This is a genomic window from Gracilibacillus oryzae (assembly GCF_009498735.1).
GTDB lineage: Bacteria > Bacillota > Bacilli > Bacillales > Amphibacillaceae > Gracilibacillus > Gracilibacillus oryzae.
On record NZ_ML762430.1, the window covers coordinates 121957 to 127374 of the forward strand.

Consider the following 5418-nt stretch of genomic DNA (forward strand, 5'->3'; position numbering starts at 1 on the left):
AATGCAGTATTATATCAAGGAGCTCGTCCAGTATTTGCTGATATTGATCCAGCCACTTATAACATTTCTGCCGAATCAATAGAAGAGAAAATAACAGATAAAACAAAGGCAATTATTGCGGTAGATTTTACTGGTCAGCCAGCAGACTATGATGCGATTCATGCACTTGCCAGAAAGCATCAGCTAACTGTTATCGCAGACGCCGCCCACGGCCTTGGTGCAACATACAAAGGAAAAAATGTCGGCACATTAGCAGATATGACAATGTTCAGTTTTCATCCTGTTAAACATATTACAACAGGAGAAGGTGGCATGATTACAACAGATGATCCCGTTTATTATCAAAAGCTGCTTGATTTCCGGTCCCATGGGATCACAAGAGACTCAGCAAGAATCGCACATTCCGATCAGCCATGGTATTATGAAATGCAATCACTTGGATTTAATTACAGAATGACTGACATTCAGGCAGCATTAGGCATTAGCCAACTGGAAAAGCTGGACCATTTTCTTAAAAAAAGAAGAACCTTTGCCAAAAAATATACCGATGCATTCCAGTCCACTCTCATCACACCTCCCTATCAACATCCTTATACTGGCTCCAGCTGGCATTTGTATGTAATCAAACTAGACCCATCGCTTGACCGGAAAGAAATATTCATTAAACTGCAAAAAGAAAATATTGGTGTCAATGTTCATTATATTCCTGTTTATTTTCATCCTTATTATCGTCAGCTGGGTTATGTGAGAGGTCTTTGCCCTGAAGCGGAAAGATTATATGACTCACTGATTACTCTTCCGCTGTTTCCGAAAATGACAGAAGCTGATGCAGATGATGTAATTAATGCAGTAACTGATGCGATTGGCGAGGTGTAAGGATGAAGACAGCAGCTATCATTCAAGCACGAATGGGATCAACAAGATTACCAGGCAAAGTCCTTCGTCAAGTATTAGGCAAACCGCTACTGTCTTATCAATTAGAAAGAATTCGTCAAGCTGAGAAAGTTGATGAAATCATTGTCGCCACAACTACAGAAGAGATAGATGATGAGATTGTTCATTTTTGCCAATCAGAAAATATCTTATGCTTTCGCGGTTCCGAGCAAGATGTACTTTCACGATATTATGAAGCTAGCAAACTGACAGATGCGAATGTTATCGTACGGTTAACTTCAGATTGCCCACTGATAGACCCAGAGGTAATTGATAAAGTGATCGGGGCTTACACTGAGTCATCTGATTATGTTTCCAATGTGATGCAAAGAACGTATCCGCGCGGAATGGATGTCGAAGTATTTTCCAAAGAATTATTAGGAAAAATCCATCAATATGCCAAAACGGAGAGCGATCGTGAACATGTGACAACATATGTACGTGATCAACCAGATCTTTTTCAAGTAGTTGATGTGCTCCATGATATAAATTACAGCAAGCTGCGACTTACCATTGATACAGCTGAGGATTTTCAGTTAGTGAAGAATATCATGGAAGCATTAAATCAAGTGAAGCCGCAGTTTCGGTTAGATGATATAATTTCAGTACTAAACGACCACCCAGAGTGGCTAAAAATCAACCAGCATATTGAACAGAAAAGGTGGAAATAATGCAAGTAATTATTCGAGCAGATGCGTCTTCGGAAATGGGCACTGGCCATGTAATGCGATGTCTTGTGTTGGGAAAAGACTTGGTGGAATTTGGGGCAGACGTAGCTTTTATTTGTCGCAAGCTCCCTGGAAATTTAATCGAAAAAATTGAAAATGACGGGTTTCCCGTATATGAAGTCAGTGATGACAGAGATGGAGCAGAATCGACAGCTATTCTTTCAACTTTTCCAATGGTGGATTGGTTGATTGTTGATCATTATGAGCTTGATAGAGTGTGGGAAGAGAAAGTAAAACATTTGGCTGGTCATTTATTGGTAATTGATGACTTAGCCGATCGTCCTCATCTTTGTGATGTATTAGTTGACCAGAATTATTTTCCCCATCAGGAAAAGCGTTATGAGTCACTTGTGTCAGAGCATACTGTCAAGCTGCTCGGGATCTGTTATCTCTTATTACGACATGAATTTCGGCAAACAGAAAGGAAGAGACAAGGCCCGGTAAAAAAAGTTTTGCTTTCGTTTGGCGGCAGTGATCCAACAAATGAAACAATGAAAGCACTCGAGGCCATTGCAGCAATACCTGAGATCGAAATTGATGTCATAATTGGTGCCGCTAACCCATATTATCAGGAATTGAAAGCATATTGTGAAAAGCAGCAGAACATTCAGATCCATTACCAAATCAATTATCTAGCAAGATTGATGAGTGAGGCAGATATTGCCATTGGTGCTGGTGGAACCACAACATGGGAACGCATTTATATGCTCCTGCCAACCTTGACAATTGAAACAGCTGCCAATCAGTCAGAAATTCTAGCACAGGTAGCGAAGGAAGGTCTTGTTTGCCATTTAGGAAAAAGTGAGCAAGTCACTTCTAAGCAGATAAGAGAGCAATTCTTATTAATGATCAGCCAGCCGCAGCTATTAGCAGCAATGAGCAAGAAAGCTGAAACTTTTAGAGAAAAAATCGACCCATTGGCTGTTGCGAGATTTATAATGAAAGGTGAATCATGATGGAATTACGTGAATTGACAGAAGAATATTTGCCAATTGTTTTACAGTGGCGCAACTCCGATCATGTCCGTTTCGTTATGTATAATCAAGATAAGATAAGCTGGGAAGAGCATCAGTCATGGTTTGAGCGTATATCCAATAACCCTGCTCATCGTGTTTTTTTATATTTTGCTGAACAGAAGCCGCTCGGGCTTGTGCAAATATCCGAGATTAATAAAAACCATAAGCGCTGTTATTGGGGATTTTACATTGGAGAAAAAGATGCACCAAAAGGATCGGGAACCAAAATGGGTCAGTTAGCTATTGACAAAATGTTTTCAGATTTACAGATGAATAAAATATGTGCAGAAGTAATGGAAACAAACAAAATTAGTCTGGCTTATCACAAAAAATTAGGCTTCGAGCGGGAGGGGCTGTTTAAGCAGCATATAAAAAATGGAGATAGCTACTTAAATGTAGTGACAATGGCCTTGCTGCGCGAAAACTGGAAGGGGTGAGGAAATCATGAAGATTGGAGATTTTTCTATCGGCAGAGACCATCCGCCATTTATTATTGCTGAGATGTCAGGCAATCACAATCAATCATTGGATAAAGCATTTCAAATTGTGGAAGCAGCAGCAAAAGCCGGAGCCCATGCTTTGAAAATTCAGACTTACAGGGCAGATACCATGACTTTGAATCAAATGAATCAGCAGTTCATGATAAGTGATCAGGAAAGCCTCTGGAAAGATCAATCATTATACCAATTATATGAAAAAGCACATACACCATGGGAATGGCATGAACCAATTTTTAATCGTTGTAAGGAACTAGGGATGATCGGATTCAGCTCGCCATTTGACGAAACAGCGGTCGATTTTCTGGAAACATTGAATGTTCCTTGCTATAAAATTGCCTCATTTGAGTGTACAGATTTACCGCTGATACGCAAGGTTGCTTCGTTAGGAAAGCCAATTATTATCTCAACAGGAATGTGCTCTGCTGCTGAAATTGATGAAACAGTACGAACCGCTAAAGAAGCAGGATGCAAAGATTTAGTCCTTTTAAAATGCACAAGTACCTATCCAGCAACACCAGAGAATACAAATATTCGAACAATTCCTAACATGCGGGAAATTTGGGACAGTGAAATAGGCCTGTCAGATCATACAATGGGAACAGGAGTAGCAGTGGCCAGTGTGGCATTAGGCGCAACAGTTGTTGAGAAGCATTTAACTTTATCCAGGGCAGAAGGCGGAGTCGATGCAGCTTTTTCACTCGAACCAGATGAGCTCGCATTGTTAGTAACAGAAACAGAGCGAGCATGGCAAGCATTAGGTAAGGTGCATTATGGAGCATCAGAAGCAGAAAAAAATTCAATGAAATACCGCCGCTCCTTATATGTTGCAAAAGATATGAAAAAAGGCGATGTGTTCACAAAGGATAATTTACGAGTAATCCGGCCAGGATATGGACTTCCGCCAAAGTATTATGACGTATTCTTAGGAAAAAAAGTAAATCAGGATATGGAAAGTGGAACTCCCATTAGCTGGGAACACATTTAAAGAGCTGGCGCAACGAGAGGTTGCATGCCGCTCTTCTTTTTTTAGCCAAGTCGCAAGATGGGAGCGGGAAGTCGCAAGAAAGAGCACGGAAGTCGCAAGAAGGAGCGCGGAAGTCGCAAGAAGGAGCACGGAAGTCGCAAGAAGGAGCGCGGAAGTCGCAAGAAGAAAGCAGGAAGTCGCAAGAAGAAAGCGGAAGTCGCAAGAAGGAGCACGGAAGTCGCAAGAAGAAAGCAGGAAGTCGCAAGAAGGAGCGCGGGAGTCGCAAGAAGGAGCGGAAGTCGCAAGAAGGAGCGCGGGAGTCGCAAGAAGAAAGCAGGAGGTCGCAAGAAGAAGCGAGGAAGTCGCAAGAAGGAGCGAGGAAGTCGCAAGAAGGAGCGGAAGTCGCAAGAAGGAGCACGGAAGTCGCAAGAAGAAAGCAGGAGGTCGCAAGAAGGAGCGGAAGTCGCAAGAAGGAGCACGGAAGTCGCAAGAAGGAGCGAGAAAGTCGCAAGAAGGAGCGCGGGAGTCGCAAGAAGAAAGCAGGAAGTCGCAAGAAGGAGCGGAAGTCGCAAGAAGGAGCACGGAAGTCGCAAGAAGGAGCGGGAGTGGCAAGAAGAAAGCAGGAAGTCGCAAAGAAGGAGCGAGGAAGTCGCAAGAAGGAGCACGGAAGTCGCAAGAAGGAGCGAGAAAGTCGCAAGAAGCAAAATGAACAAACATACTAAGCGAATTATTTTGACGGAGCGACAATTGAACAATTCTTTCATATGAGCGAATAACCCGAACATCAAGTTCGGGTTACAGTGCGGGAAAAATAGCTATGTCCCGGCCTCATTATAAATTATTGCTTATGATGATGTGGTTTGCGATCCCATTTCGGAATAAACCCATTTTCTTCGAGTTTATCTAATTTTGCTTCTAAGTGATCAATCATCTTTTTTGCTTTCTCTTCAGGAAGCACACCATATTCCACATACTTGTTAATGATAGCAACCTTTTGATTCATCATATCATTCTGCAGTTTTGCCATTTCCTGCTTTTGTTCATCTGTTAGTTTTACATTTTGATTTGTTTCTGCTGAAAATTCAGAAGCAAAGGCAAATGTCATAAATAATACTGCAGAAATAGTCATGATCCATTTTTTCATCACCTGTCACACTCCTATCTTTTTTATTAGAGTGTGCTACATGCAACTTTTTATTCGCCAATCTTTCTTTCCTCAACCTCGTTTTCTCTCACTGAATAAATATGTAATCAAAAACGTCCCACCAATCATCATT

At 41.6% G+C, this 5418-nt stretch carries 7 protein-coding genes; 6 read left to right on the top strand and 1 reads right to left on the bottom strand.

Annotated features, from left to right (window positions below):
- The 6 genes from F9U64_RS11035 to F9U64_RS11060 form a co-directional block, all read left to right on the top strand.
- The coding region (locus F9U64_RS11035) for a DegT/DnrJ/EryC1/StrS family aminotransferase (protein ID WP_228275673.1) at positions 1–876 on the top strand (876 nt) is incomplete at its 5' end.
- 2 nt (positions 877–878) lie between these two features.
- Positions 879–1604: a cytidylyltransferase domain-containing protein gene (locus F9U64_RS11040; RefSeq protein ID WP_153403359.1), complete on the top strand. Its 726-nt coding sequence runs from the start codon at positions 879–881 to the stop codon at positions 1602–1604.
- Positions 1604–2617 carry a UDP-2,4-diacetamido-2,4,6-trideoxy-beta-L-altropyranose hydrolase gene (pseG, locus tag F9U64_RS11045; protein ID WP_153403361.1) on the top strand — a complete coding sequence of 338 codons (1014 nt, stop codon included), beginning with the start codon at positions 1604–1606 and terminating at the stop codon, positions 2615–2617. Before F9U64_RS11040 ends, pseG begins: the two co-directional genes overlap by 1 nt.
- Entirely contained in the window at positions 2614–3114 is a 501-nt protein-coding gene (gene pseH / locus F9U64_RS11050) for a UDP-4-amino-4,6-dideoxy-N-acetyl-beta-L-altrosamine N-acetyltransferase (protein WP_153403363.1), read from the top strand. Before pseG ends, pseH begins: the two co-directional genes overlap by 4 nt.
- Positions 3115–3121: 7 nt before the next feature.
- Positions 3122–4162: a pseudaminic acid synthase gene (gene pseI / locus F9U64_RS11055; protein ID WP_153403365.1), complete on the top strand. Its 1041-nt coding sequence runs from the start codon at positions 3122–3124 to the stop codon at positions 4160–4162.
- Positions 4131–4850, top strand: coding sequence for a hypothetical protein (locus tag F9U64_RS11060; protein WP_153403367.1), 720 nt, complete (start codon positions 4131–4133; stop codon positions 4848–4850). The genes pseI and F9U64_RS11060 overlap by 32 nt, the downstream gene beginning before the upstream one ends.
- 129 nt (positions 4851–4979) lie before the next feature.
- On the opposite strand, the gene F9U64_RS11065 is transcribed toward F9U64_RS11060, so the two are convergent.
- Positions 4980–5285, bottom strand: coding sequence for a DUF2680 domain-containing protein (locus F9U64_RS11065; RefSeq protein ID WP_153403369.1), 306 nt, complete (start codon positions 5283–5285; stop codon positions 4980–4982).
- Positions 5286–5418: the final 133 nt, after the last annotated feature.